The following is a 21,076-nucleotide window of genomic DNA, read 5'->3' as shown; positions in this document are numbered from 1 at the left end:
ACCGAACACCCGACCAGAACCTCACCACCACCGCGCCCTGGACCTCACCCTGGCTACCCGACAGTTACGGACAAGACTTCTGGCCAGGCGCTTAGACGGCAGGGCGAAGTGGAACACGAGCGCCAATCGGGCAGGTTTCAGTCGAGGTCGAGATCCCGGCGCAGCTTGGCGACGTGGCCGGTGGCCTTGACGTTGTAGAGCGCCTTGATGATCTTCCCGTCCTCGTCGATGACGAACGTGGAGCGGATCACCCCGGTGACCGTCTTGCCGTAGAGCTGCTTCTCGCCGAACGCGCCGTACGCGGTCAGCACCGCCTTGTCCGGATCGGACACCAGCGGGAAGGTGAGCGCGTCGCGCTCGCGGAACTTGGCGAGCTTGGCCGGCTTGTCGGGGGAGATGCCGACGACCTCGTAGCCGGCGGCCTGGAGCGACGTGAGCGAGTCGCGGAAGTCGCAGGCCTGCTTGGTGCAGCCGGGGGTCATCGCAGCGGGGTAGACGTAGAGCACCACCTTGCGGCCGCGCAGCTCGTTCAGGGACAGCGTCTCGCCGGTGTCGGTCGGCAGTTCGAACTCGGGTGCGGGATCGCCGGGAGCGAGGCGTGCCGTTGCGGTCATGGCCCGAACCCTATCGCCCGTCCGGTTCCGGTTGGCGGTGCCGGGCCGGGCATCCACGAACGGGCTAGTTGCAAGGTATTGGCAACTGCCTATGTTCCGAAATACTCTGGGAGATGCCTGTACGCGCGGCGCACCGGCACCGCGTACCGGGCTTTCACGCTGGTCGGGAGGAGCCCATGGACGGTCTGGCTCTGCACATCGGCAACGGGGTGCTCGACGCACCGGTTTCGATCGCCTACGCCGTGCTCACGGTGGTGGCACTGGTCTTCTGCGTGATGCGGGGGCGGCAGGATCTCGACGACCGGCTGGCCCCGATGGCCGGCCTGGTGGCGGCGTTCATCTTCGCGGTCCAGATGCTCAACTTCCCGGTGTTGCCGGGGGTGAGCGGGCACCTGCTCGGCGGGGCGCTGGCGGCGCTGCTGGTCGGCCCCTGGGTGGGTGCGTTGTGTGTCGCCGTGGTGCTGGTCGTGCAGGCGCTCGTCTTCGCCGACGGCGGGATCACCGCGCTGGGGCCGAACATCTTCAACATGGCGCTGGTCGGCACGGCGGCGGCGTACGGGCTGATCGTCCTGCTGTTGCGGGTGCTGCCGCGTACGGCGGCGGGGCTGGCGGCGACGGCGTTGCTGGCGTCGGTGGTCAGCGTGGTCGCGGCGGCGTTGAGCTTCGTGCTCCAGTACGCGCTCGGCGGTACGACGCAGCTGGTGGACTACGGGCTCGGGGCGATCGCGGCGACGATGACCGGCACCCATCTGCTGATCGGTGTCGGTGAGGGGATCATCGCGGCGACGACGGTGGTGACGGTCGCGAAGACCCGGCCGGACCTGGTGTACGCCCTGCGCGGCGGCAGGCTGGCGACGACTTCGACGGTGGGAGGCGCGGCGTGAGGCGGGGAAGCTGGTTCGTCCTCGGTGGCCTGCTGGTCGCCCTCCTGCTGGCCGGGGTGGTCAGCAACTTCGCCTCGGGCTCGCCCGACGGCCTGGATTCGGCGTCGACGAAGGGCTGCGCCGTCAACGCCGACGAGGAGATCACCGGCGGCAGTTGCATGGCGCGCAACGCGAAGGACCACGAGTGGGCCGGCAGCCCGCTGGCCGACTACGGGCTGCGGGGCGTCGACAACCCCTTCCTGGCGACGGCGGTGGCCGGGGCGACCGGGGTGTTGCTCACCTTCGCCGTCGGTGGCGGGCTGTTCTGGCTGGTCCGCGGCCGGCGTCCGGCGGATCGCGCGTAGCCGGGCGGGAGCGGGGATGGCCGGCGGGTCCGCGGACGTCCTGCACCTCGACCGGGACAGCCCGCTCCACCGGCTCCCGCCCGAGGTGAAGATCGCGGCGGCGGTGGCGGTGACGCTGGTCGTGGTGGCCACGCCCCGCGAGGTGTTCTGGGCCTTCGGCGGATACGCCGTGCTGGTCGCGGTGGTGGCGGTGGTGGGCCGGGTGCCGGCCGGTTGGCTGGCCCGCCGGGCCCTGGTCGAGACGCCGTTCGTGCTGCTGGCGCTGGTGTTGCCGTTCGTCGGGGCCGGCGAGCGGGTCACCTGGCTGGGGCTGGGGTTGTCGGCGGAGGGGCTGCTCGGCGGTTGGAACATCCTGGTCAAGGGGACGCTCGGCGTACTCGTGTCGTTGCTTCTGGCGGCGACCACGACGAGCCGGGACCTGATCGTCGGCCTGGACCGGCTGCGGTGTCCGCGGATCGTGACCCAGATCGCGATGTTCATGGTCCGCTACCTGGACGTGCTGGTCGGCGAGGCCCGCCGGATGCGGGTGGCCCGGATCTCGCGCGGCGACGATCCGAGGTTCCTGTGGCAGTTGCGGGGCTTCGCGGCCGGGATCGGCGCGCTGTTCCTGCGGGCGTTCGAGCGCGGGGAGCGGGTGTATCTGGCGATGCTGTCGCGCGGCTACTCCGGCCGGATGCCGCCGGCGGGTGCGGGTGTGGCGTCGGCGGGGCAGTGGCTGTTGGCGGCGACGGTGCCGGCGGTCGCGGCGGGTGTCGGTGTCACGGCGGTGCTGCTGTCATGACCGGGCCGGTTTCGCTGGAGGTGCGTGGCCTCGACTACACGTACCCGGACGGTCAGGTCGCCCTGCGTGGCGTCGACCTGCGGGTGCCGCGTGGGGCGCGGGTCGCGCTGCTGGGGCCGAACGGCGCCGGCAAGACGACCCTGGTGCTGCATCTCAACGGGGTGCTGCACGGCGGGGCGGGCACGGTCACGGTCGGTGGCCTGGCCGTCGGGCGCGACCGGGCCACGCTGGCGGAGATCCGCCGCCGGGTCGGCATCGTCTTCCAGGATCCGGACGACCAGTTGTTCCTGCCGACGGTCGCCGAGGATGTCGGGTTCGGCCCGGCGAACCTGGGGCTGCGGGGGGCGGAGCTGGCGGCCCGGGTCGACGAGGCGCTGGCCGCCGTCGGGATGTCGGCGTACCGGGACCGCACTCCGCACCATCTGTCGTACGGGCAGCGGCGGCGGGTGGCGGTGGCGACGGTGCTGGCGATGCGGCCGGAGATCCTGGTGCTGGACGAGCCGTCGTCGAATCTTGATCCGGCGTCCCGGCGGGAGCTGGCCGCGATTCTGCGGGCGTTGCCGGTGACGCTGCTGATGGTGACTCATGATCTGCCGTACGCGATGGAGTTGTGCGGCCGGTCGGTGATTCTGGACGCGGGGCGGGTGGTGGCCGACGGGGCGACGGTCGACGTGCTGGCCGATGCCGAGCTGCTGGCGCGGCACCGGTTGGAGTTGCCGTACGGCTTTGATCCGGCGCTCGCGGCGGCGCAGCTCGCCGCCCGGGACCGGCCGCCCGCGGGCCCGGCGTCGGCTCAGGAGGCGTTGGCGTAGCCGGCGTCGGCGGGGGTGTCTGGTGTCGGGGTGTCGCCGCCGGTCGGCCCACCGGTCGACGGGCTGCCGGCGTCGTCGGGTTCGGCGGGCCGGCGCGGCGCCCGGCGGGCCGCCGAGTGCATCCGCAGCAGGCCGGCGGTGGCGACCCCGGCGCCGACGGCGACCGCGACGGCGATGACGAGCCGGGCCCAGGTCGCCGGCCACGGGGCGGGGGCGACGGCGCGGGCGAGTACGCCGGCGTTGACCGCCCCGTGGAAGATCGCCAGGAAGAGGCCGGCGAGCACGAGTGCGAAGTCGGTGGCGGAGCGGCGGAGCAGGACGCGGCCGCCGACGGCGACGGCGAACAGGCCGACCGCGAGGGGCAGCCCGTGCCTGGCGAGCAGGCCGATCAGGATCGCGCCGGCACCGGTCGTGCCGGCGTCGAGTTCGCGGGCGACGGCGAAGGCGACGGCGCAGCCGCCACCGACGACGCAGAGGGCGCCGAGTACGCCGGTGGCGGCGGGGGCGTGGCGGCCGGGCAGGATGCCGAGCGCGCCGATGGTGACGGTGCCGAGCAGGATCCAGGCCCACCACGCCCAGGGGTCGGGTGGCGGCACCCAGTCGAGGGTGCCGGTGACGGTGACGGTGGTGCCGGCGAGGCGTACCGGCACCGTCCAGTCGCGGACCCGCTGCTCGCGGGTCGGGTCGGCGCGTACACCGGGGGGTGGGTCGGCGCCGAGCCAGGTGGTGCGTTGGTCGTGCCAGCGGGCGACCGGGTCGGTGCCGGTGCGCTGCCAGCGGGGTGGCCCGGTCGGGTCGACGCCGGCCGGGACCGGGGTGTCGCCGGCGAGGGTGCGGGTGCGATAGGCGGTGGGGGAGTTGAGGTTCTCGTACGTCCCGTCGGGCCGTATCTCGAGGTAGGGCTCGTCGACGTAGCCGGGGATCTCGACGACGCGGCCGGTGTGGTTGGTCAGTTCCAGCCGGGCGCCGGCCTCGATGGTGCGTACGGTCAGGCCCGGCACGGCCGGGGTGACGCCGGTGATCCGGACCCGGTAGTCGGTGCCGTCGGGGGTGTCGGCGCCGTGTGCGTGGGCCGGGCCGGCCAGGGCGAGTGCCGCGAGCAGTCCGGTGACGGCGGCGATCAGCAGGGCCGCCGCCCGGGGTCGGTGGCCGGCCGCCGGAACGGTTCCGGCGGCCGGGCGGGTCACCGTCCGGTGGCGTCGATGGCCGCCCGGATCGCGTCGGCGCTGTTCTGCACCGGCTGGCCGTCGACGAAGACCGTCGGGGTGCCGCGGATGCCGCGCTCGCTGGCGAGGTCGGTGACGTGTTCCGTCCACGTCCTGAACCTACCGTCGCGGATGCAGGTGCCGAACGTGTCCTCGTCGAGGCCGACGCCGCCGCCGATGCGGATCAGTTCGTCGGTGCTGAGGCCCGCGCCGCCTTCGGCCGGTTGCCGTTCGAACAGTGCCGACGAGTATTCGCCGTACTTGCCGCCGGCGGCGGCGCAGCCGGCCGCGGCCGACGCCCGGCTCGAGTAGCCGGTGGTGGAGGCGCGGTCGAGGTAGGCGACGGGGTGGTGGACGACGCGGATCCGGCCGTCGGCGACGAGCTGGTCGAGTGCCGGCCCGACCTGGGTCTCGAACTGCCGGCAGGCGGGGCACAGGAAGTCCTCGTAGATGTCGACGGTGACCGGGCCGGTGCCGACGGCGATGCCGCTGCCGTCGGCGGTGGCGCCGGCCGGGGCGTGGTATTCGTCGGCCCGTTGGCTGGCGAACACGCCCCAGCCGATCATTCCGGCGATCACCAGTGCGGCGACGGCGACGACCGACGTCCACAGGGTGCGTTGGCGGCGCCGTTCCCGGGCCATCTGCTGGCGGACCACCTTGGCCGCCCGTTTCTGTCCGGCTCTGCTGCTCACTGCTCCTCCTCGGGGCGGGGTGCGCCCATGGCGTCGACTGAGATCCGGGTGTGTGGTCTGACCAGCAGGAACCCGGCGAGGGCGAGGAAGCCGAGGTCGCGCAGGAGTTCGGGGCCGTAGCTGGGGTTCTGCCCGGCGGGGAGTTGGCCGCCGGTGCCGAAGCAGCCGCAGTCGATGGTCAGGCCGCGGACCCAGGCCGAGGTGATGCCGGCGACGAAGACGACCAGCAGGGCCGCGGAGACCGCGGCGGCGAGCCGGGTCGCCACGCCGAGGAGCAGCAGTACGCCGAGCGTGATCTCCACGAACGGCAGCGCGGCGCCGACGATCTTCGCCACGTCGTACGGCATGACCTCGTACGCGGCGACGGCGCGGCCGGAGGCGGCCAGGTCGCCGACCTTGCTGGCGCCGGCGAGCAGCCACACGGCGGCCAGACCGAGCCGTACGGCGGTGCCGATCCACGGCAGGACGGCGGATCGGCGGGTCTCGCCCACGGTGTTCACGGTCACGCTCACCTGCCGTCCTGACGGTCGTCCGCCGGTAGCCACGGCGGGGCTCGCGGGCGTGATCTCCGTCGCGCCCGTCCGCCGCGTCAGACGGTATGGCCGCGGCTACTACCGGCCGTAGGGCCAAAGGTCACCAGCCCGGCCAGAACGCGGGCAAGTTTCCCGCGTGCGGGGGAACTATTCCGGGTGGCCGTCCGACTACCTGCTGATGTCGCGTTGATCCGCCGGTCGCGGATCAGTGGATCTTCGGAGGTGATGGGTGTCCGGACTCGCGTCGAACGGGCCCGGTCGGCGAGCATGTCCGACATGACTGCCGCAGATCATCGATTGCCGTCGCCGCCCACGACGTCGTCGGCCCCGGCGCGCCCGGCGAGCCCGAGGCGGTGCGCGGCCCTGCTGGCGGTGCTGGTCGCCGCCCTCGCCACGCTGCTCGTCCCGGCCACCCCGGCGTACGCGCACGCCGTACTCAGCAGCACCAGTCCGGTCGCCGAGACGGTGGTGCCGACCGCCCCGGCCGAGGTCGTGCTCACCTTCAGCGAGTCGGTCCGCAAGGTCACCGACAAGATCCGGGTGATCGGTCCGGACGGGGCGCGGGTCGACCGTGGCGAGCCGGCGTTCAACGGCTCGGTGGTGACGATCCCGGTCGACCAGGGCGGCGCGCGCGGCACCTACCTGGTCAGCTACCGGGTGATCTCCGCCGACAGCCATCCGGTCAGCGGCGCCTTCACCTACTCGGTCGGCAACCCGTCGGAGCCGCCGACCGACGACGGCAGCGACCGCGCCGATCCGGTCGTCGCGGCCGCGATCCCGGTCGCGAAGTACATCGGGTACACCGGCCTGCTGCTGGTCGTCGGCCCGGTGCTGGTGCTGATGCTGCTGTGGCCGCAGCGGCTGTCGCGGGCGGGGCCGGCCCGGCTGGTCTGGACCGGCGCCGGCCTGATCACCGTGTCGGCGCTGGCGGCGATCTGGCTGCAGGTGCCGTACACCAACGGTGGCGGGATCTTCGACGGCAGCGGTGCCGCGCTCGGCGACGTGCTCGGCAGCCTGTACGGCACGGTCCACCTGGTCCGGCTCGGCATCCTGCTCGCGGCGGCGTTCCTGCTGTGGCCGCTGCTGCACGGCGACGGCCGGGCCACCCGTAGCGACCAGGTGCTGCTCGGCATTCTCGGCGGTGCCGCGCTGTTGACCTGGCCGCTGTCCGGGCACGCGGCGGCCGCCCTGGTGCCGGCGGTGTCGGTGGTGGTCGACGCCGTGCACCTGGCCGCGATGGCGGTGTGGCTGGGCGGGCTGGTGATGCTGGTGGCGTTCCTGCTGCGGCAGGCCGACGACCGGGAACTCGGTGCGATCCTGCCGGTGTGGTCGCGGTGGGCGACGTTCGCGGTCTGCGCGCTGCTGCTTGCCGGTGTGGTGCAGGCGCTGTTGGAGGTCGGCACCCCGAAGGCGCTGATCAGCACCAGGTACGGGCAGTTGATCATCGCCAAGGTGGTCCTGTTCGCCGTGGTGCTCGCGGTGGCGGCGTTCGCCCGCAAGCTGGTTCAACGCCGGACGGCGCCGGAGGAGCCGGGCCGGATGCGTAAGGCGGTGTGGCTCGAACTCGGCATCGCCGCGGTCATCCTGGCGGTCAGCGCGGTGCTGGTCCAGACGACGCCGGCCCGTACGGCGGTCGCCGGCGGCGCGGACGGCGGTGTCGAGTACTTCACGACCACCGCCACGAGTTCGATCTACTCGTTGCAGATCGAGATGGACCCGGCCGCCCGGGGCAACAACTCGCTGCACATGTACGCCTACACCCTCGACAACCGGCCGCTGCCGGTGGTGGAGTGGCGGGCCACGATCGCGCTGCCCGACCAGGGGGTGGAGCCGATCGACATCGCGCTGCTGAAGCTGACCGACAACCACGCCTTCGGCGAGATCCGCCTGCCGGCCGCCGGTGACTGGCAGATGCGCGTCACGGTCCGGATATCCGAGATCGACCAGGACACGGTGACGGTCACCGTGCCCGTCACGTAGAGAGGTCCCGTTCATGATCCGTCTTCGTCGTTCCGCGACCGCCGCGGCGGTCCTCACCCTGGGGGCGGTCGTCGGCGCCGTGCTCGGGTTCGCCGCACCCGCCGCGGCGCACGTCACCGTCAACCCCGGCGAGGCCAACCAGGGCGGGTACGCCCGGCTGGCGTTCCGGGTGCCGAACGAGAGCGACGAGGCGTCCACCACCAAGGTGGAGGTGTTCTTCCCCGAGGACGCGCCGGTGGCGTCGGTGACGACGATGCCGGTGCCGGGGTGGACGGTCGCGGTGGAGAAGCGGGCCGTCAACCCGCCGCTGGAGGTGCACGGCAGCCAGGTGACCGAGGCGGTCGCGAAGATCACCTGGACGGCGTCGTCGGACGACACGGGTGTCAAGCCGGGCGAGTTCCAGGAGTTCCCGGTCTCGGCCGGCCCGCTGCCGCAGGTCGACCAGATGGTGTTCCGGGCGCTGCAGACCTACTCCGACGGCAACGTGGTCCGCTGGATCGACCCGCCGGCGGCGGCCGGCGGTGAGGAACCGGCCAGCCCCGCTCCCGTGCTGCGGCTGGCGGCCGCGCCGGCGGACGGTGCCCCGGCGGGAGGCACCCCGTCGGCCGGTGTCAGTGCCGCGGCGGTCCCGGCGTCGAGCACCAGCGACGGCGGCGGGTCGAACGCGTGGGGCATCGCCGGTCTCGTCGCCGGGCTCGCCGGCCTGGTTCTCGGCGGGCTCGCGTACGCGCGTACCCGGCGCGTCGGCGCGCCGCCGGCTGCCTGACGGCGCCCGTACGGCGGGCGGCCCCGCGCGCTGCCGACGCGCGGGGCCGCCCTCACCGGGGGAGCGGTGCAGGGAAGTTCGTCCGCTGAGCGCCACATTACGGGCGAAAGGTGCGACTGGCTAGATCTGTCCGTTTTGCCTGGCGGGTGGTAGGGGCTCTCCTGCCCGGCTACCAGCCGAGTGTCCCGCCGTGCCGGCGTACCGGCAGGCCGACCAGCAGCAGCAGCGAGACCAGGACGAACAGGTTCCGCAGCAGGAACTCGCCGACCGAACTCGTCGGCACCGGATCGTTGCCCCACACCGGAAACGACACGACGCCGTACACCGACGCGGCGAAGACGACGCCGGCCGCCGCCAGGTAACCCGGCCGCCACCGCGAGCCGCCGCCGCCGGGTGCCGGCAGCGCGGCGTCGACCAGCACGATCATCGCCGGCACCAGCCAGAACAGGTGGTGCGACCAGGAGATCGGGCTGATCAGCGCGCCGACCAGCCCGGCCAGCGTCAGGCCGGCGACCGGGTCCACCCCCGCCGACACCGCCCGCGCCGCCCGCCACAGCCCGAACCCGGTCACCGCCAGCACCAGGACGATCCAGAGCACCCGGTTGGCCGCCTCGGGGGCGGTGAACCTGCTGAGCATGCCCAGCAGGGACTGGTTCGCGGTGTAGTCGAGCCGGCCGACCCGGTCAGTGGCCCACAGTTCGTGCGTCCAGAACCGCCACGAGTCGCCGGGCGTGACCGCGGCCGACAGCAGGGTCGCCACGGCCGCCGTGACGCTGGCCACCAGCGCCGCCCGCCACCGCCGGGTCACCAGCAGGAAGACGATGAAGATCCCCGGAAACAGCTTCAGCGCCGTCGCCAGCCCGACGCCGACCCCGGCCCAGCGCGAACCACGCGGTACGGCGAACAGCAGGTCGGCCAGGATCAGCACGATCAGCAGCATGTTGATCTGGCCGAACGCCAGCGTCTCCCGGCTTGGCTCGATAACCAGCACCAGCGGCACCGCGAGCCCGGCGACGAACCAGCGCGGCAGGTCCCGCCGGTCCGCCGCCGGCCCGACCAGCCACCAGGTGGTGACGGCGACCGCGACCAGCGTCAGCAGCGAGAAGATCGCGAAGGTCGCGCCGAGCGGCAGCACCGAGAACGGCCGCAGTAACAGCGCCGTGAACGGCGGGTACGTGAAGTACAACTCGCCCTGCACCGGATCCGGCTGCCGGTAGTCGTAGAGCGGGTTCCCCTCGTTCCACCACCGCATCGCCGACATGTAGATCCGCAGATCGAAGAAGTCGTGGCGGTTGCCGTACCAGGCGAGGAAGGTGGCGGCCGCTGTCGTGACGGCGGTGACGGCGGCGATCCGGCGGACTGTCCGGCCGCCGCCGGCGGTGTCGTCGACCGGTATCCGTGCGGTGGGTGGTGCGGCTGCCACGTCGGCAACCCTAGGCCATCAACGGCACCCGGACGGCGCGGTGCCGGCAGTCGCCCGGCCGCGTCCGCCGCCGGGCGCCGCGCGGTGCGCCACGTCGAGGCGCACCGGCCGCGCCGGGGCGTAGGCTGTTCCAGTGCGTGATCTTCTTGTCTGGATCGACTGTGAGATGACCGGGCTCGATCTCGGTGGGGACGCTTTGATCGAGGTCGCCGCTTTGGTGACCGACCCCGACCTCACGGTCCTCGGCGAGGGTGTCGACGTGGTGATCCACGCCGACGACGCGGTGCTCGACGCGATGCCGGACATCGTCCGGACGATGCACGAGAAGTCCGGTCTGACCGAGGAGGTACGCCGCTCCGCGGTGAGCCTCACCGAGGCCGAGGACATGGTGCTCGACTACGTCCGCACGTACGTCAAGGAGCCCCGGACCGCGCCGCTGTGCGGCAACTCCATCGCCACCGATCGCGGCTTCCTGGCCCGCGACATGCCCCGCCTCGACGGCTACCTGCACTACCGGATGATCGACGTGTCGTCGATCAAGGAGCTGTGCCGGCGCTGGTATCCCCGGGTCTATTTCGGGCAGCCGCCGAAGGGCCTCGCCCACCGGGCGCTCGCCGACATCCGGGAGAGCATCCGCGAGCTGGAGTACTACCGCCGTACCCTGTTCGTCCCGCTGCCCGGCCCCGACGTCGAGACCGCCAAGGCCATCGCCGCCGAACTCTGAGGCCGGCCGGGGCCGGTTGTCGCTCAGCCGGGTCCGGGCGTTGCTCGGCCCGGTCCGGCCGTGCTCGGCCGGGTCTGGTCACGGCTCGGCGGGGTCCGGTCCCGGCCCGGCAGGGTCCCGGTTGCCCGGCGGGGATGGGTCGGCGCGGCGCGCCGGAACCCACTCGACGGCGGGGGTACCGGTGTGGCTATCATTGTGCGGCACCGTCCCGCGAGCCTCGCTCACGGAACCGGTTGCATGGTGGCCGTAGCTCAGCAGGTAGAGCGCCGGGTTGTGGTCCCGGATGTCGGGGGTTCAAGTCCCCTCGGTCACCCCAGTAGGTCGAAAGGGCCGGTCAGGATCTCCTGACCGGCCCTTTCGCTTCGCTCAGTTGCCCGGCGTGGCGCTCGTGTCCGGCGTCGCCGGGGTGTCGGTCGCCGGCTCGTACGGCAGCGCGCTGCCCTTGACGTACTCGTCCCAGCTCACGTTCCAGTCGGTCCAGCCGTTGCCGAGCTGGAGCTTGCGCTCGGTGCCCTTGACCGTCACCGGGTCACCGACCCGGGTCTGGTTGAACAGCCAGCTCGCGTTCTCGTTCGACATGTTGACGCAGCCGTGCGACACGTTGCGCCGCCCCTGGTCGGCCACCGACCACGGCGCCGCGTGGATGAACTCGCCACCCCAGGTCAGCCGCTGGGCGTATTCGATGTCGGTGCGGTAGCCCTCCTCCGGGCCCAGCTCGTCGAAGGTGTCGAAGACCGTCTCCTTGAGCTTCTCCATCACGACCATCGTGCCGCTCGACGACGGGGTGCTCTGCTTGCCCAGGCTGATCGGGATCGTCTTGATCACGGCGCCGTCCTTGGTCACCGTCATCTTCTTCGACGCGTTGTCGACGACCATCTCCACCGCCGCACCCACCTTGGCGTCGATGGTCAGGTCGGCCCGGCCGAACCAGCCGTCGCCCATCGGCAGGCCACCGGTCTGCGCCTTGTAGAACAGCTTGGTGTTCGCCTGCCAGTATTCCTTCGGGCGGAACCGGACCTCGGTCGGGCTGGCCCAGTTCCAGATGCCCTCCTGCGCCGGCTCGGTGCGCACCGTCAGTCGCCGCTGCACGTCGTCGCGGTAGTCCTCCGGGATCGCCCGGCTGAACCGCAGGATCAGCGGCATCGCGATCCCGACCACCTGGTTGTCACCCATGAAGCTGGTCACCCGTACCTGGTTGGCGGGCTTGGCCATGGTGGTGAACGAGTGGCTGGCCGTCACTGGCTTGCCGTCGTCGCCGGTGGCCGTCACCGTCGCCGTGTAGGCGGTCGCGTAGGCCAGTTGCCCCGACGGCAGCCAACTCTTGCCGTCGGCGGTCAGCGCGCCCTCCACGACCTCGCCAGCGGCGTCCTTCAGCTCGACCGTGCTCTGGGTGGCGCCCTCGGTGGTGAAGGTGATCTCGGTCGACGCCGGCACGTCCGTGGCGTCGGCGGCCGGCACGGTGATCGCCGCGGTCGCCTTGGGCCCCTGCTCCTGCTGCTGCCCGCCCTGCCACGAGGGGCCGTTGCCGCCGCCGGAGCAGGCCGACGTCAGTGCCACCGCCCCGACGAGTACGGCCGCCGCCAGCGCCCGACGGGCGTGCTGTGTCCGCTGCATTCGGTTCGGTCGCATGGCTCCCTCACAAAAGTCGCTCTCGATAACCATCGTCTCTCAGAGACGGAAAGCGGCAAGTCCCGGTTTCATGCCGAGACGAGAAGCACCAAAAAGTCGACCGGCAAATCGGGACAAAACCCGATTTACCGGTCGATCGCTTTGTGTGCGGCGCCCGCGAAGAATTTAGCCTGCGGCCGCCGTCGGCGTCGCACCCGGTTCCGCCGTCTGCGGGCCGAGATCGGCCGCCACCGGCAACGCGCTGCCCTTGACGAACTCTTCCCAGGTCAGGTCCCACGCCGTCCAGCCGTTACCCGCCTGGAGCTTGCGCTCGGTACCCTTCACGGTGACCGGATCGCCGATCTTGGTCTGCTGGAACAACCAGCGCGCGTTGTCCGTCGCCAGGTTCACGCACCCGTGCGACACGTTGCGCCGCCCCTGGTCGGCAACCGACCACGGCGCCGCGTGGATGTACTCGCCACCCCAGGTCAGCCGCTGCGCGAACTGGATATCGGTCCGGTAACCCAACTCCGGCCCCAACTCGGCGAACGTGTCGAAGACCGTCTCCTCCTTCTTCTCCATCACGATCATCGTGCCGCTGGACGAAGGAGTGCTCTGCTTACCGAGGCTGACCGGCATCGTCTTGATCAACTGGTCGTCCTTGAAAACCGACATCTGCTTCGTGGCGTTGTCGACCTCCATCACCAGCTTCCCGCCGATCTTCGCGGTCGCCTTCCGGTCCATGTCGCCGTACCGGCCCTTGGCCGTCGGATGCCCGCCGACCGCGATCCGCACCGACAACGTCGTACCCGGCTGCCAGAACTCCGGCGCCCGGTAGAAGACCTGCGTGCCGTTCTCCACCCAGTGCCAGGCACCCGGCTGCGGCGGATCCGTCTTCACGAACATCCGCTGCTGCACCGCCGCCCGGTCCTCCTTCTTCACCCCCGGATGGAACTCGACCACCACCGGCATCGCCACGCCGTACTCGCGGTCGTCGAACAGGTAGAGACCCGTGCCGGTCGTCGAACCCGACTTCGCCATCGTCGTGAACGTCGTAGTCTTCGTCTCGGCCTGCCCGGCCGCACTCGTCGCCGTCACCGTCGCCGTGTAGGACTTCGAGTACTTCAACGGGCTCGCCGGCACCCACGACGACAGGTCGTCCCGCAACGCGCCCTCGAGCTGCTTCGTGCCACCCGTCTCGGTCAGCGCGACCGAGGTGACCGTCCCACCCTTGACCAGAGTGCCGACCTCCGTGCTGATCGGCAGGTTCTTGGCATCGGCGGCCGGCGTCACCGAAAACTCGAACGGCACCGGGGGAGCGGAGGTGGGCGCCGCACCGGAGGGAGCGCTGCCGAACCGCGGCTTGTCGTCGCCCGCACACCCGGTCAGCGCCAGAGGCGCGACCACCGCCAGTACGGCCACGAACCGCCAGACCCTGCTCATTACAACCCCGATTCACTCGTCGCTGTGCACATGGTGCACGACGGAGGAAAGGGCGCGTGCCCCGCAGACACGGTGCCAGACCGGGTGGCGGTGTCATGTCAGCCACACGGATGGTGTGGGAGGCGAACTGGTTGGAAGGGGCCCGGGTGGGCGTGCTAGGGTTTCCCCCGTTGTCAGAGAGCGCCGCTAGCTCAACTGGCAGAGCAGCGGACTCTTAATCCGCGGGTTCGGGGTTCGAGTCCCTGGCGGCGCACCAACGATCAAGGCTCTGAGCTGGGATTACAAACCAGATCAGAGCCTTTTTCATGTTTTGGATCCGGGGCTGGGTGCTCGGTGGGTGCTCGGGAGCGGGTGCCTGGTTCTGGCCGGTATGTCCGGTCTTCTGTCGGCGTTCCGACCCTGCTGTTGGTGACGCAGTGCAGTTGATTTCGTTGGCCTGCGGGCCGGGGCGTGAGGGTCGTCGGGGCGGTCGGTGGTGTTGTTCTGGTGTCTGCGGTGGCCCGTACGGGCGTGGTGGACGGTTGTTTTGAAGATCAAATTGCCGAAGTCGTTTTGTTTCTTTTACTACTTTCGTCTTCGTCTCTTCGGCTGATCTATTGAACAATGATCATGGAAAACCTCTGACAAAGCCCGATTGGGAGATGCGGGGGTTTTGCGGAGCCGTCTGGGCGGCCTGTGGTGATGGTTCCGGTGGCGTGATCCGCCGGGGCGCCGGCATTCGGGGTTGAGTCCGTCGCCCGGGGCGGCGACTACAGAACGTGTTCGCCTGTGGAGGTCCGTAGGCGGTCGGTGGATCATTGGTGGATGGGGGATCGGGCCGTCTCGCGCCGGCTGACGTCGCGGCAGTGGCGGATCCTGTCGTTCCTGGCGCTGCACGGCCTTGCGACGACGGTGGAGGTGGCGGTGGTCGCGGGTGTGCCGCGGTTGACCGCGCACCGGGATCTGACGCGGCTGCACGGCTTGGGGTTGGTCGAGCGGCGACGGTTCGACGAGGACCGTACCCACACCTGGTGGTACGACGTCACCGCCGAGGGCGTCGATCTGGTGGGTCGGGACCTGGCGGCGTCGGGGCGGCCGGTGCCGTTGCAACTGGGGCGGCGGCGGTGGAACGAGGCGGACGGGCTGTTGTTCCTGCCGTTGATCGAGGCGTCGCGGCAGAACCCGGGCCGGTGCGAGCTGTTCCAGTGGCTGACCACGATGGATACGTCGGTATGGCTAAGCGGCCACGGCCTCGCGCACCTGCGCGCCGACGGCTTCGGGGTGTGGCTGGAGGACGGCCGCTGCCTGCGGTTCCTGGTCCACGTCGACAACGTCCGGCCCAGTGGCCTGTTGAGTGAGGAGGAGCAGCGTACGGCCGGCCTGGAGGTGCTGCTGGCCGGGTACCGCCGGACCGACCCGGCGGTACCCGTCGGCGCGGTCCTGGTCGTCGCCCGCGACACCGACCACGAGGATTACCTTCTCGAGGACCTGGCCCGTCGCCCGGTCCGGGCGCCGATCGCCACCAGCAACATGGACCTGTTGGTCCAATGCCGTTGTTTGAACGTTGTAGTAGATGACCCTGATCATGGTGTCCTGTCGTCGGCATGATCGTGTGTCGATGTGCATTTCTGGACCGGGCTGTCTGACGAAGTGAGGCTGGGCGTCCTCACCCGCTGGGTGGCCCCGGCGCTGGTGGACGAGGTGCTGGCCGCGTGTGGCAAGCTCGACCGCCGGCCCGGGGCGTTGTCGGGCAGATTCATGGTGAATTTCGTTCTCGCGCGGGCCCTGTTCCATCAGGATTCCTACGACGATGTGGCGGAGAACCTGGTCAACGGGTTGCCTGGCATGGGCGAGACCATTCCGAACAGGGCGTCGTTTACCCGGGCGCGGCAGCGGCTGGGGGCACGGCCGCTGGAGGCGGTGTTCCGTGCCGTGGCCGGTCCGGTCGCTCCGCACGGGCTGGTCGGGTCGTTCTATCGGGGAATGCGTCTGGCGGCGGTCGACGGGTTCCTGCTGGACGTGCCCGACACCCACGCCAACCGGCGTGCGTTTGGCGGGCCGAGCGACGCGCGTGGCAACGATGCCGGGTTTCCGCAGGTGAGAGTGGTGACCTTGACCGAGACCGGAACCCATGCGTCGATCGACGCGCGGGTCGGCGGGTTCAACGGCGGCGAGCGGGACCTGGCGATCGCCATGGCCGGCTCGGCTGCCGGGATGCTCGTGATCATGGACCGGGGCTTTCCCGGTGTCGAGTTGTGGAAGACATACACGCGGGCCGGGGCGCACCTGCTGATTCGTGCCCGTTCCAGCGTCGCCCGCCGCCCTGTCGAGGTCCTGGTCGATGGCACCTACCTGGCCCGGATGAACCTGGCTGGGCAGAAGGGCGCTCATCCCGGCGGGGTGCTGGTTCGAGTGGTCGAGTACCAGGTGAACGGAGGGGAACTGGTCAGGTTGCTCACCGACCTGCTCGACCCTGACGCCTTTCCCGCAGCCGAACTGGCGGCGCTTTACCACGAACGGTGGGAGGCGGAGTCGTCGTATCGGCAAATCAAGACGTTCCAACGCGGCCCGCAGCAAGTGCTGCGCTCGGCCAGCCCGGACCTGGCACGTCAGGAGGTGTGGGCCCACCTGACCGTGCACCACTGCCTGAGCAGGATCATCATGGAGTTGGCCGATAGTCACGGCATCGACCCGGACCGTGTCTCGTTCATCAAGGTTCTCAAGCACGTCCGTCGTAGCGTGATCCGCCAGAGCGCCGACACGCCGAAGAAGATCAGGGAGTTCCTCGCTACGCTGGCATCGAAGGTGCGCCGCAAGCTCGACAACGGCGTGCGCCGCCTGCGCGAGGCAGCCCGACTCCTCAAACGACCCGAGTCGAAGTACTCCTACCGGGGCAAAGTCCAGCAACGCGGACCGACCAGCAAAGCGATACCGAAGACCATCACTCTCAACCCGGCCATAGTTGAATGATCAAACAACGGCATTGCCTGTTGGTCCCACAGTGGCCGAACGGGGCGGTGTGGCGGGTGCCGGGTGTGGACGGCACCCGTCGGCGCCTGATCGATCTCGCGCCCTGAACCGCGACGCTTGCGTGGCCTACGCCTGCTCGGCCGCGTGCCGGATGACCTTGATGGAGTCGTTGGGGTTGAGGGCGGCTTGTTGGAGTTGTTCGTAGGCGAGGACGAAGCGTTTGCTGTGTGGGGTTTCGACGTAGATGCGGCCGGCGAGGTTGTCGAGGTATCCGACCTCCGGGTACGGGTCCGGCATCAGGAACAGCTCGAACGGCCCCCAGGCCCGGGCGGCGGTGTTGACGTCGGATCGGATGACCTGGATGTTGATCCGGGTTCGTTGGGCGAGGGCGGCGACGTGCGCGAGCTGTTCGCGCATCAGGTCGGGGTCGGGCGTCTTCACGTGGAGGGCGGCTTCGTCGATGACGACGTTGAGGCGGTTCGTGCGAGCCTCGAACGCCCGCTGGCGGGCGATGAGCTTGTCCACGAGTCGGCCCTGGTGGGCGGTGCGGTTCTTCGTCCGCTCCCGCAGTTGGATGACGTGCGCCGTGTAGGCGGGGGTTTGGAGCAGGTCGGGGAGTAGGTGGGTGGCGTAGATGTTGATGCTGGTGGCGTGTTCTTCGAGCCAGTCGTGGTCGACGTAGCCGCGGTTGTGGCGTTCGTCGGCGTAGTCGAGGTCCCACTCGCCGGTGCGCCAGCATTCCTCGGACAGTTTCAGGATCCGGGCGCGGCGGTCGGGGTCGTCGACGCCGTAGATGTCGAGCAGGGACATCACGTCGTCGCGCTTGAACGGCCACTCCGCCCGCTCGTACCTGGCCAGGGCCGAATGGTCGCGGTTGAGGTACTCGGTGGCCTCCTTGAGCGTGACGCCTCGTTCGCGGCGTAGCTCGCGCATGAGGTAGCCGAGCCACTGGGCGCGCAGGGTCTTGCGGACGGGTTCCTTGAACGGCACGGGGGCTGCACCCTTCTCTTTGGGGAATGTGGCTGTCGATCTACTGCTTCGAAGGCCGGACCGGCGACGGGAAGTGTGGTGGTCCGGCGTCGCCGGTCCGGCTGCGTTCAAGGAAATCGGTTTGGGCGGTGGGAACCCAGGGCGTGTGTGGTGTGGTTGTGAGGCATCTGTGGGGCATCGGTCGTCACGGCCTGCGGGTGGGGCGGGCGGGCCGCTACCGTGGGAACCCTGACGCACTTCCCGAAGGGGCTCCACCGATGGGCAGCAAGCGGGTCCGGTTCGCTCAACGCCGTAAGGCGGCCGGTTTGAGCCAGGAGAAGCTTGCCGAGCGGTTGATGGTCGAGCGGTCCACGGTCGTGCGGTGGGAGAGCGGGGCCACCGAGCCGCAGCCGTGGATCCGGCCGGCGCTCGCCGCCGCCCTGAACGTCACGGCCGACGAGTTGCAGGCGCTTCTCGATGAGGCGGTAATCGCATCCGTTCCAGGTGTCAGCCGCGACGGCGGTGCAGCCCTTCTCACGTCATCGGCGGCGACGATCGATGGCCAGGACGCCGAGATGGCGGCGATCGAGCTGGCGCGTCGGATCGAGGCGAGCGACGTCAGCGACAGCACCCTCGGCCGGCTCGAACAGGTCGCTGATCAGATGGCCATGGCCTACGCCCGGACGTCGCCAAGGGAGCTGCTGCAACAGGTACGGCGGCACCTGGCCTACGTCAACGCCCTCGTCGATGCCCGGATGACCCTCGCTCATCGTCGTCAACTGCTCGTCACCGGCGGGTGGCTTGCCCTGCTTGCCGCGACGCTGCACATCGACCTACGGCAGGGCGAGGCGGCCAGGGCCTGGCTCAGGACCGCCGAGCAGATGGCCGGCCAGGCGGGGCACGCCGAGATCGCCGCCTGGTGCCTGGAGACCAGAGCGTGGGAACTGCTCACTGCCGGCAGCTACCGGGAAGCGCTGGAGCTGTCGCAGCGGGCGCAGGTCGTCGCCCCGGCCGGCTCTTCGGCGTTGATCCAGGCAACCGCGCAGGAGGGCCGGGCCTGGGCACGAATGGGCTCGGCATCGGAAACACGTAGTTCGCTGGCGCGCGTCGACCGGCTCGTCAGCAACCTGCCGACGCCCGACAACCCGGAACACCACTACCGGTACGACCCGGCGAAAGCGGTCAGCTACACCGCGACGACGCTGTCGTGGGTGGGGGACTCGGCAGCCGAAGGCTTCGCCAGAACCGCGATCCACGAACTGGAATCCGAGCCAGGTGGTGTGTCCCGGCCCCGACGGGTCGCGTCGGCCCGGCTCGACCTCGGACTTGCACTGTTGGCCGCCGGCCGACCCGACGAGGCCGGCTCCGAGGCTCTTGCTGCGGTGACCTCGGGCAGGATCGTGCCGTCGAACTGGTGGCGCGCCGTCGAGGTGTTCCAGGGCGTGGCACAGGCCGGGGTTCCAGAGGTTACGGAGCTGCGGGACGCGTTCGAGGCGCACCGGCCGAAACGCTCCAAGGATTCCGTTGCCTGACAAGGCCGCCGTTCGCGACTGTGTGTGGCGGCGCCTTCTTGCCGCGGGCGTCGTACCCGCCGACTCGTACGGCAAGATCCCCTCGTTCGACGGCGCCGACGCCACCGCCCACCGCCTTGCCGAAACCGACTTCTGGCAGCAGGCGACCACCGTCAAGGCAAACCCGGACCACGCCCAACTACCGGTACGCATCCAGGCCCTCAACGACGGCAAGCTGCTCTACATGGCGGTGCCGAGGATGGCCACCCCGCAGCCCTTCTACATCCTCGACCCCGCCACCCTCGACCTGCCCGCCGAACGGGCGGCGGACAAGGAGGGCGCCGCCAAGGTCACCCGCTACGTCGGCATCGACGAGATGCGGCCGATCGACGTCGTGGTGTGCGGCAGCGTCGCGGTCAACCGCACCGGGACCCGCATCGGCAAGGGCGCCGGCTACTCCGATCTCGAAGTCGCCCTCCTCATCGAAGCCGGCCTCGTCACCGACCACACCGTCATCGTCGCCCCCGTACACCCGCTCCAGATCATCGACGACGACATCCCTGAGACGGAGCACGACTTCTCCGTCGACTACATCATCACCTCGGACCAGGTGATTTCCTGTCCCGATCGGCGCCGCCCGACGGGCATCGTCTGGGACGACCTGACCTCCGGCAAGATCAACACTATCCCCGTACTCAAAGCCCGACAGCAGAAGGATCACCGCTAGGAGTTGGCGTGAACGTCGCCGTTCCTCGGCGTGTTGCTGCCCGCCGCGGGCGGCAGCACACCGAGTTCCCCGCCCGGAACGATGGCTGGAGCCGGCATCTCGATTTGGGCCAAGGTGTAGGACTTGGCGTGGTCAGCGACGGAGCTGCCGGGTGGCTATCGTGGTCCCCGTACGCATGCCTGGGAGGGATCCACGATGGCGGGTAGGCGGGTCCGGTTCGCTCAGCGCCGGAAGGCGGCTGGCTTCACGCAGGAGGCGCTCGCCGAGCGGTTGGCGGTCGAACGGTCCACCGTCGTGCGTTGGGAGAGCGCAGCCACCGAGCCCCATCCGTGGATGTGGCCCAGGCTTGCCGCCGCGCTGAACCTGACCGCTGATGAACTGCAGTTCCTCATCGATGATGTTGCACCCGAGCGGCCTGGCAGCAGTGCGGCGCCGGGCGATCGGGCGCGAGGCGCTACTTACGCCGCTCGGTCCCACATGTTCATCCCGGCATTTGTCGGCGCACAGGCAGCGGCCGAAATCGCTCAGCGGAACCGGTTGAAGCCCGCCACCGAGCAGTGGTTCGACTGCTACAAGGGACCGCTCGACCTTCATGGCGGGGGCGACCTGTACGTGTGGCCGTTCGGGGTGGCGATGTTCCATGTCGTCGAGGACCTCGACCTGCCCGACCTTGCGGCGCTTGCGGTCTGGCGGCAGCGCACCTACCAGGACAGGTTGCGGTGGGCGACCGGACGGCTGCGGGAGTTGTGCTGCGACGACGTGTCCGACGCGTTGTACGTGTTCAGTCTCTACTGGATGGCGCAGCCGATCTGGAGCGGCGACACGCTACAGGCCGCGCTGCGGATCCTCTCGATGCCGAAGGTGCTCCTCGGACGCGACGAGGACGCCGACATCGAGCAGGTCAGAGCCGTCGAGCAGGCACTACTAGCCAACGGGTTCGACCACCCGGAGATCGTCCAGTTCGGTGTAGCAGGGATATCCGTGGGATGTGCGTCGTGGTCCGCGATCTCCTACCACCCGTTACCTTTTTGATGTCCCCAGCCGGGGACTGCTCGGTCGCCCGGCCTGGTATGACTTACCGCCCCTGTCGTGCGGATGATCCGGGGGGTGT

The 21,076-nt window shown here is 70.2% G+C and carries 20 protein-coding genes, 2 tRNA genes and 1 pseudogene; 15 read left to right on the top strand and 8 right to left on the bottom strand.

What is annotated here, in order from left to right; genetic code table 11:
* Positions 1-137 precede the first annotated feature (137 nt).
* Positions 138-614 (bottom strand): thioredoxin-dependent thiol peroxidase, encoded by a 477-nt coding sequence (gene bcp, locus AB0I42_RS35965; RefSeq protein ID WP_357544241.1) that lies wholly within the window; start codon positions 612-614, stop codon positions 138-140.
* Between the two features lie 176 nt (positions 615-790).
* On the opposite strand from bcp, the gene AB0I42_RS35960 reads away from it, so the two are divergent.
* From AB0I42_RS35960 to AB0I42_RS35945, 4 genes are read left to right on the top strand one after another with little or no spacing between them, the layout of a single operon-like run.
* Positions 791-1,498 carry an energy-coupling factor ABC transporter permease gene (locus AB0I42_RS35960; RefSeq protein WP_357544240.1) on the top strand — a complete coding sequence of 236 codons (708 nt, stop codon included), beginning with the start codon at positions 791-793 and terminating at the stop codon, positions 1,496-1,498.
* A complete protein-coding gene (locus AB0I42_RS35955) occupies positions 1,495-1,842 on the top strand; it encodes a PDGLE domain-containing protein (RefSeq protein ID WP_357544239.1) in 348 nt (115 codons plus the stop codon). The genes AB0I42_RS35960 and AB0I42_RS35955 overlap by 4 nt, the downstream gene beginning before the upstream one ends.
* Before the next feature lie 16 nt (positions 1,843-1,858).
* Complete coding sequence (gene cbiQ, locus AB0I42_RS35950; RefSeq protein WP_357544238.1) at positions 1,859-2,623, top strand: cobalt ECF transporter T component CbiQ; 765 nt, start codon at positions 1,859-1,861, stop codon at positions 2,621-2,623.
* Positions 2,620-3,435, top strand: a complete 816-nt coding sequence (locus AB0I42_RS35945) for an ABC transporter ATP-binding protein (RefSeq protein WP_357544237.1) — start codon at positions 2,620-2,622, stop codon at positions 3,433-3,435. The genes cbiQ and AB0I42_RS35945 overlap by 4 nt, the downstream gene beginning before the upstream one ends.
* Here the strand turns inward: AB0I42_RS35945 and AB0I42_RS35940 are convergent.
* Genes AB0I42_RS35940 through AB0I42_RS35930 form a run of 3 tightly spaced genes read right to left on the bottom strand, consistent with a single transcriptional unit; the run spans position 3,417 to position 5,844 of the window.
* Positions 3,417-4,622 (bottom strand): hypothetical protein, encoded by a 1,206-nt coding sequence (locus tag AB0I42_RS35940; protein WP_357544236.1) that lies wholly within the window; start codon positions 4,620-4,622, stop codon positions 3,417-3,419. The genes AB0I42_RS35945 and AB0I42_RS35940 overlap by 19 nt on opposite strands.
* Positions 4,619-5,332, bottom strand: a complete 714-nt coding sequence (locus AB0I42_RS35935) for a thioredoxin domain-containing protein (protein ID WP_357544235.1) — start codon at positions 5,330-5,332, stop codon at positions 4,619-4,621. The genes AB0I42_RS35940 and AB0I42_RS35935 overlap by 4 nt, the downstream gene beginning before the upstream one ends.
* A complete protein-coding gene (locus tag AB0I42_RS35930; protein WP_357544234.1) occupies positions 5,329-5,844 on the bottom strand; it encodes a MauE/DoxX family redox-associated membrane protein in 516 nt (171 codons plus the stop codon). Before AB0I42_RS35930 ends, AB0I42_RS35935 begins: the two co-directional genes overlap by 4 nt.
* Before the next feature lie 297 nt (positions 5,845-6,141).
* Between AB0I42_RS35930 and AB0I42_RS35925 the strand changes: the two genes are divergently transcribed.
* Positions 6,142-7,845: a copper resistance protein CopC gene (locus AB0I42_RS35925; RefSeq protein WP_357544233.1), complete on the top strand. Its 1,704-nt coding sequence runs from the start codon at positions 6,142-6,144 to the stop codon at positions 7,843-7,845.
* Between the two features lie 13 nt (positions 7,846-7,858).
* Positions 7,859-8,611 carry a YcnI family protein gene (locus tag AB0I42_RS35920; RefSeq protein WP_357544232.1) on the top strand — a complete coding sequence of 251 codons (753 nt, stop codon included), beginning with the start codon at positions 7,859-7,861 and terminating at the stop codon, positions 8,609-8,611.
* 169 nt (positions 8,612-8,780) lie between these two features.
* On the opposite strand, the gene AB0I42_RS35915 is transcribed toward AB0I42_RS35920, so the two are convergent.
* Positions 8,781-10,034, bottom strand: coding sequence for a glycosyltransferase 87 family protein (locus tag AB0I42_RS35915; RefSeq protein WP_357544231.1), 1,254 nt, complete (start codon positions 10,032-10,034; stop codon positions 8,781-8,783).
* 133 nt (positions 10,035-10,167) lie between these two features.
* On the opposite strand from AB0I42_RS35915, the gene orn reads away from it, so the two are divergent.
* Together orn and AB0I42_RS35905 are read left to right on the top strand one after the other, a co-directional pair.
* Positions 10,168-10,758, top strand: coding sequence for an oligoribonuclease (gene orn, locus AB0I42_RS35910; RefSeq protein ID WP_357544229.1), 591 nt, complete (start codon positions 10,168-10,170; stop codon positions 10,756-10,758).
* Positions 10,759-10,998: 240 nt separating this feature from the next.
* A tRNA-His gene (locus AB0I42_RS35905) sits at positions 10,999-11,074 on the top strand.
* A gap of 50 nt (positions 11,075-11,124) precedes the next feature.
* Here the strand turns inward: AB0I42_RS35905 and AB0I42_RS35900 are convergent.
* Positions 11,125-12,387, bottom strand: a complete 1,263-nt coding sequence (locus tag AB0I42_RS35900; protein WP_357544228.1) for an Ig-like domain-containing protein — start codon at positions 12,385-12,387, stop codon at positions 11,125-11,127.
* Positions 12,388-12,552: 165 nt separating this feature from the next.
* Positions 12,553-13,809, bottom strand: coding sequence for an Ig-like domain-containing protein (locus tag AB0I42_RS35895; protein ID WP_357544227.1), 1,257 nt, complete (start codon positions 13,807-13,809; stop codon positions 12,553-12,555).
* Positions 13,810-13,989: 180 nt separating this feature from the next.
* Here AB0I42_RS35895 and AB0I42_RS35890 point away from each other — a divergent pair.
* The 3 genes from AB0I42_RS35890 (at position 13,990) to AB0I42_RS35880 (ending at position 16,758) form a co-directional block, all read left to right on the top strand.
* Positions 13,990-14,065: transfer RNA gene (locus AB0I42_RS35890), tRNA-Lys, on the top strand.
* Between the two features lie 548 nt (positions 14,066-14,613).
* Positions 14,614-15,396: a MarR family transcriptional regulator gene (locus AB0I42_RS35885; protein ID WP_357544226.1), complete on the top strand. Its 783-nt coding sequence runs from the start codon at positions 14,614-14,616 to the stop codon at positions 15,394-15,396.
* A gap of 12 nt (positions 15,397-15,408) precedes the next feature.
* Positions 15,409-16,758: an IS4 family transposase gene (locus AB0I42_RS35880; RefSeq protein ID WP_357544225.1), complete on the top strand. Its 1,350-nt coding sequence runs from the start codon at positions 15,409-15,411 to the stop codon at positions 16,756-16,758.
* A 126-nt stretch (positions 16,759-16,884) separates the two neighbouring features.
* Here AB0I42_RS35880 and AB0I42_RS35875 read toward each other — a convergent pair whose 3' ends face one another.
* Positions 16,885-17,748 (bottom strand): helix-turn-helix transcriptional regulator, encoded by an 864-nt coding sequence (locus AB0I42_RS35875; protein WP_357544224.1) that lies wholly within the window; start codon positions 17,746-17,748, stop codon positions 16,885-16,887.
* A 26-nt stretch (positions 17,749-17,774) separates the two neighbouring features.
* Between AB0I42_RS35875 and AB0I42_RS35870 the strand changes: the two are divergent.
* The 4 genes and pseudogenes from AB0I42_RS35870 to AB0I42_RS35855 form a co-directional block, all read left to right on the top strand.
* Positions 17,775-18,188 (top strand): annotated as a pseudogene (locus AB0I42_RS35870) (helix-turn-helix transcriptional regulator); the annotation flags it as partial.
* A 114-nt stretch (positions 18,189-18,302) separates the two neighbouring features.
* On the top strand, positions 18,303-19,259 hold the full coding sequence (locus AB0I42_RS35865; RefSeq protein ID WP_357544242.1) for a transcriptional regulator: 957 nt from the start codon (positions 18,303-18,305) through the stop codon (positions 19,257-19,259).
* Positions 19,252-19,965: a 5-formyltetrahydrofolate cyclo-ligase gene (locus AB0I42_RS35860; RefSeq protein WP_357544223.1), complete on the top strand. Its 714-nt coding sequence runs from the start codon at positions 19,252-19,254 to the stop codon at positions 19,963-19,965. The genes AB0I42_RS35865 and AB0I42_RS35860 overlap by 8 nt, the downstream gene beginning before the upstream one ends.
* A 195-nt stretch (positions 19,966-20,160) precedes the next feature.
* Entirely contained in the window at positions 20,161-20,997 is an 837-nt protein-coding gene (locus AB0I42_RS35855; protein WP_357544222.1) for a helix-turn-helix transcriptional regulator, read from the top strand.
* The last annotated feature ends 79 nt before the right edge of the window (positions 20,998-21,076 follow it).

Source organism: Polymorphospora sp. NPDC050346, from assembly GCF_040655695.1.
Lineage (GTDB): Bacteria > Actinomycetota > Actinomycetes > Mycobacteriales > Micromonosporaceae > Polymorphospora > Polymorphospora lycopeni.
Note: the sequence above shows the minus strand (reverse complement) of the source record. Positions and strands in the feature narration are given on the sequence as shown.

Excerpts from the sequence above, each read along its gene's own strand:
- bcp (WP_357544241.1), bottom strand. The coding sequence starts at position 614 with ATGACCGCAACGGCACGCCTCGCTCCCGGCGATCCCGCACCCGAGTTC.
- AB0I42_RS35960 (WP_357544240.1), top strand. The coding sequence starts at position 791 with ATGGACGGTCTGGCTCTGCACATCGGCAACGGGGTGCTCGACGCACCG.
- cbiQ (WP_357544238.1), top strand. The coding sequence starts at position 1,859 with ATGGCCGGCGGGTCCGCGGACGTCCTGCACCTCGACCGGGACAGCCCG.
- AB0I42_RS35945 (WP_357544237.1), top strand. The coding sequence starts at position 2,620 with ATGACCGGGCCGGTTTCGCTGGAGGTGCGTGGCCTCGACTACACGTAC.
- AB0I42_RS35925 (WP_357544233.1), top strand. The coding sequence starts at position 6,142 with ATGACTGCCGCAGATCATCGATTGCCGTCGCCGCCCACGACGTCGTCG.
- AB0I42_RS35920 (WP_357544232.1), top strand. The coding sequence starts at position 7,859 with ATGATCCGTCTTCGTCGTTCCGCGACCGCCGCGGCGGTCCTCACCCTG.
- AB0I42_RS35900 (WP_357544228.1), bottom strand. The coding sequence starts at position 12,387 with ATGCGACCGAACCGAATGCAGCGGACACAGCACGCCCGTCGGGCGCTG.
- AB0I42_RS35895 (WP_357544227.1), bottom strand. The coding sequence starts at position 13,809 with ATGAGCAGGGTCTGGCGGTTCGTGGCCGTACTGGCGGTGGTCGCGCCT.
- AB0I42_RS35885 (WP_357544226.1), top strand. The coding sequence starts at position 14,614 with ATGGGGGATCGGGCCGTCTCGCGCCGGCTGACGTCGCGGCAGTGGCGG.
- AB0I42_RS35865 (WP_357544242.1), top strand. The coding sequence starts at position 18,303 with ATGGCGGCGATCGAGCTGGCGCGTCGGATCGAGGCGAGCGACGTCAGC.
- AB0I42_RS35855 (WP_357544222.1), top strand. The coding sequence starts at position 20,161 with ATGGCGGGTAGGCGGGTCCGGTTCGCTCAGCGCCGGAAGGCGGCTGGC.